This window comes from Actinoalloteichus spitiensis RMV-1378 (assembly GCF_000239155.1).
In the GTDB taxonomy this organism is placed as follows: domain Bacteria; phylum Actinomycetota; class Actinomycetes; order Mycobacteriales; family Pseudonocardiaceae; genus Actinoalloteichus_B; species Actinoalloteichus_B spitiensis.
Genome location: NZ_AGVX02000325.1, coordinates 1 through 3,936 on the forward strand (window position 1 = coordinate 1; position 3,936 = coordinate 3,936).

The 3,936-nt window shown below is 71.3% G+C and carries 5 protein-coding genes and 1 pseudogene; 4 read left to right on the forward strand and 2 right to left on the reverse strand.

Translation table 11 applies throughout. The annotated features are described in order from the left end of the window. Positions 1-184: hypothetical protein (locus tag ACTIDRAF_RS34520; RefSeq protein ID WP_211215350.1), on the reverse strand; the 184-nt coding region annotated here is incomplete at its 3' end. A 219-nt stretch (positions 185-403) separates the two neighbouring features. Continuing rightward, entirely contained in the window at positions 404-808 is a 405-nt protein-coding gene (locus ACTIDRAF_RS0214770) for a DUF5318 domain-containing protein (RefSeq protein ID WP_026066122.1), read from the reverse strand. A 201-nt stretch (positions 809-1,009) separates the two neighbouring features. On the opposite strand from ACTIDRAF_RS0214770, the gene ACTIDRAF_RS29005 reads away from it, so the two are divergent. The 4 genes and pseudogenes from ACTIDRAF_RS29005 to ACTIDRAF_RS29010 form a co-directional block, all read left to right on the forward strand. Further along, positions 1,010-1,621: a PadR family transcriptional regulator gene (locus ACTIDRAF_RS29005; RefSeq protein ID WP_016699508.1), complete on the forward strand. Its 612-nt coding sequence runs from the start codon at positions 1,010-1,012 to the stop codon at positions 1,619-1,621. Positions 1,622-1,704: 83 nt separating this feature from the next. Then, entirely contained in the window at positions 1,705-2,796 is a 1,092-nt protein-coding gene (locus ACTIDRAF_RS0214780) for an inositol-3-phosphate synthase (protein ID WP_016699509.1), read from the forward strand. Positions 2,797-3,065: 269 nt separating this feature from the next. After that, positions 3,066-3,380: a divalent-cation tolerance protein CutA gene (cutA, locus tag ACTIDRAF_RS0214785; RefSeq protein ID WP_016699510.1), complete on the forward strand. Its 315-nt coding sequence runs from the start codon at positions 3,066-3,068 to the stop codon at positions 3,378-3,380. 286 nt (positions 3,381-3,666) lie between these two features. Then, a pseudogene (locus ACTIDRAF_RS29010) lies at positions 3,667-3,936 on the forward strand (phosphatase); the annotation flags it as partial.

A 3,936-nucleotide genomic window follows, 5' to 3' on the forward strand; every position in this document is an offset into this window, starting at 1 on the left:
GGCTGACCGGGGCCGGCCGGCCGTGGTCCGCCAGCGCCGGGACGGGGTGGGTGTGCGCCGGGACCGTGCGGTGGCTGGGGCGGGCGTTGTCCGCCGCCTCCTGGCCAGGACGGCGGCTGTTCTCCGCTGGGGCCGTGGTTCGCCGGACCCCCCTCGCGGGGAGCGGGGCCACTCGATGGATCATTCACATCATGACGTGCACCACCGGGGTGGCGTTCGTCACGCGGTCCCCGGGGTGCGGGGCCGCCCTGCGGCGACCGGGGTTCCCGGTCGCCCTGCGACCGGTTGTCATGTGCGTCGTTCACGAGTAGGGCCTCCCAAACTGACGCCCCATCCTGGCACGTCGTTCGGCGTTCTCGGCGGTTCCGGTGTGTTCTCGGCGCTGGTGGTGGTCACGGAGTGCTCACTCGGCGGCCGTCCACCGCCGGGAACCGCCGTCGCGCGATCCGCGCCCTCCCAAGACGTATGACTGCACCAGGTGGTTCCAGCCGCACGTCCGGCAGACCTCGACCACGTATACCGAGAACTCCTCGAACATGGTCGCCATCCGCGCCAGTTCCTGTGGCGCCCGCGCTGACCCCGCCGCGTGCTTGAGCTCGTCGCCGTAGATCCAGGAAACCCTGGTCAGCAACTCCTTCCGGCACACCGGGCAGGTCACGTCGCTTGGTTCGCCGTGGAACTTCGCCGCCCGCAGCAGGTACGGGCCGGCGTCGCAGACCTCCATCACCCCGACTCGACCCGAGTGCACGTCGGCGAGCAGCGCCCTGCGCTGCAACGCGTAGTCCACCACCTGTCGTTGGGTCCGCACGAGAACAGCGTACGTGCCTGGGGAAGGGGGGCCATGCGCTGTTCGGGGGTCCTTCGGCTGGTGGGGGCACGGACCGTGACCGACCGCACGGCGCGGGGCCACTCACAGGCGAGCAGGCGATGTATCGGCGCGATATAGTGAAGCAACGCATCAGTCAGTGTCGACGATGCACCGTACCTGGGTGAGTGGATCGGGGGTGTTGTGCTGGAACTGGCTGTTCTCGGCCTGTTGCACGAGGCGCCGATGCACGGGTACGAGCTCCGGAAGCGCCTCTTCGCGCTCCTCGGTGGGTTGCGGGCGTTCTCCTACGGCTCCCTGTACCCCACACTGCGGCGACTGCAACGTGCCGAACTCATCGCCGAGGACGGCGAGGACGCCCCGTCCCGTGCGTGGGGTCGACGTGCCAGGAAGGTCTACCGGCTCACCCCGGAGGGCAAGGAACGCTTCGCCGACCTCGTCGCGGACGTGGGACCGCAGACCTGGGAGGACGCGTCCTTCGGCGTGCACCTCGCCTTCTTCTCGCGGACACCCGCGGAGGTGCGGATGCGCATCCTCGAGGGCCGTCGGCGGCATGTGGAGGAACGCCGGGAGGGTCTGCGGGCCGCGCTCGCCAGGGCAGGACAACAGATCGACCGGTACACGCGGGAGTTGCACCGGATGGGCTTGGAGACCTCCGACCGCGAGGTGCGGTGGCTCAACGAGCTGATCGCGCACGAGCGGGACGAGGGGAAGCCGAACGAAGCCCCGGAGCCCCGGAGCCAGGCGGGACACGAGGCCGAGCGGGACACCGCGTCGCGGGACCGGGAGCCGTGATGGTTCCCGAACCGACCAGGGCTGGCATGAGCCAGCCGCACAGCACACCGGTCTTGGAAGACAGAGTGAAGGAGGACCCGGCCATGGGCGGAGAACGCCGCAGCGTACGGGTGGCAATCGTCGGCGTCGGCAACTGCGCGGCGTCGCTGGTGCAGGGCGTGCACTACTACCGGGAGGCGGCTCCCGAGACCAACGTGCCCGGGCTGATGCACGTGCAGTTCGGTGACTACCACGTCCGGGACATCGAGTTCGTCGCGGCCTTCGACGTGGACGCCAAGAAGGTCGGTCACGACCTCGCCGAGGCCATCGTCGCCAGCGAGAACAACACCATCAAGATCTGCGACGTCCCCCCGGTGGGTGTCACCGTGCAGCGCGGTCACACCCTCGACGGTCTCGGCCGCTACTACCGCGAGACGATCGAGGAGTCGGACGAGAAGCCGGTCGACGTGGTGGAGGCCCTGCGGCAGAGCGAGGCCGACGTCCTCGTCTGCTACCTGCCCGTGGGGTCCGAGGAAGCCGCGCTCTTCTACGCCGACGCCGCCATCAAGGCGGGCGTGGCCTTCGTGAACGCCCTGCCGGTGTTCATCGCCTCGGACCCGGAGTGGGCCGAGCGGTTCCGGGCGGCCGGGGTGCCGATCGTCGGCGACGACATCAAGTCCCAGGTCGGGGCGACCATCACCCACCGCGTCCTGACCAGGCTCTTCGAGGACCGGGGCGTGCAGGTCGACCGGACCATGCAGCTCAACGTCGGCGGCAACATGGACTTCAAGAACATGTTGGAGCGCGACCGGCTGGAGTCCAAGAAGATCTCCAAGACGCAGGCCGTCACCTCGCAGGTCGACCGGGACCTCGGCAAGCGCAACGTGCACATCGGGCCCTCCGACTACGTGGAGTGGTTGGACGACCGCAAGTGGGCCTACGTGCGGTTGGAGGGTCGGGCGTTCGGCGACGTGCCGCTGAACCTCGAGTACAAGCTGGAGGTCTGGGACTCCCCCAACTCCGCCGGCATCATCATCGACGCCGTGCGCGCCGCGAAGATCGCCAAGGACCGCGGAGTGGCCGGCCCGGTGTACTCGGCGTCGTCCTACCTGATGAAGTCGCCGCCCGTCCAGTACTCGGACTCGGTGGCCCGGGACAAGGTCGAGTCGTTCATCCGGGGCGAGATCGACGAGTGATCCACCCCGGTCGCGGTTGACGGGGGACCACGGTCGGCTGGTCCCCCGCGCCGCGTCGGGGGTGGTGCTTTCCACCCGCGCACCCCGGCCCGGGCTCCGCTCCACGACTCGCCAGCACCGCGGCGGCCTCGTGGCGCGGCACGTCAGCCGGCGCCGGTGGTGCTGGCGGGTGGCTCGTCAGCCCGTGCGACCGGTCGGGTGGTGCGGGCGGCCGTGCGCCGGCCCCCACCCGGGCCGCCGGGCGTTGACCCCGCTGGGAGCATGAGGTCATGAGCTACCACCTCGTCGTGACCACAGTGGATTCCGCGGACCAGGCCCAGGAACTGGCACGGGGTGCCGTCGAAGCGCGGCTGGCGGCGTGCGCCCAGGTGGTCGGCCCCGTCGTCAGCGTCTACCGGTGGGAGGGCGAGGTGCGGACCGACCAGGAGTGGCAGGTGGTCCTCAAGACCACGGCCGCCGCCACCGACCGGCTGGTGGAGCACCTGTGCTCCGTCCACGGCTACGAGGTGCCCGAGGTGATCGTCAGCCCCATCACCGGCGGCAACCCGGCCTACCTGTCGTGGCTGGACGAGGAGACCGCGTAGCCGCCGGCGGTCGTGGAGCCGCCCGGCCGGCGCTGCGCGCGGAGCGCGGCGCGCGCTGACCTGGGACAGGACCCGGACGGCCGGAAGGTCCCTGGCGGGGGCCGCTCCGGTCCTCGCCGTCGCGGGGTGGTGGCGCGTGGCGCCCCTCGCCGGCTGGCGGTGGCGGGAGTCCGCCGGAACGGTGCTCGCGCGGTCGCGGCGTGGTGTTACGCCGTCGTTCACCTGGTGGACGGCCGCCGCTCCTACCGTCGGCTCGTTCCCGTCGCCCAGCTCCCCGGAGGACCCCGTGTCCATCCCACCACCCGGAGAACGCCGCACGGTCCCCCTTCCCCTCGCAGCCGGGCACCTCGGCGGCCGGGCCGCCATCACGTGCCGGTACCGCTGCGCGGACGCCTGCGCGCACGAAGCCCCGAACCGTTCGGACAACCCGTACTTCGGTGAGCTCGTCCGCACGGCGGTGGGCCGGCGTGGCGTGCTGCGCGCCGCCGCCGTGGTGACCCTCGGTGGCGGGGTACTGGCGGCGACGGCCGGTCAGGCGGCCGCCGGCTCCGAGCCC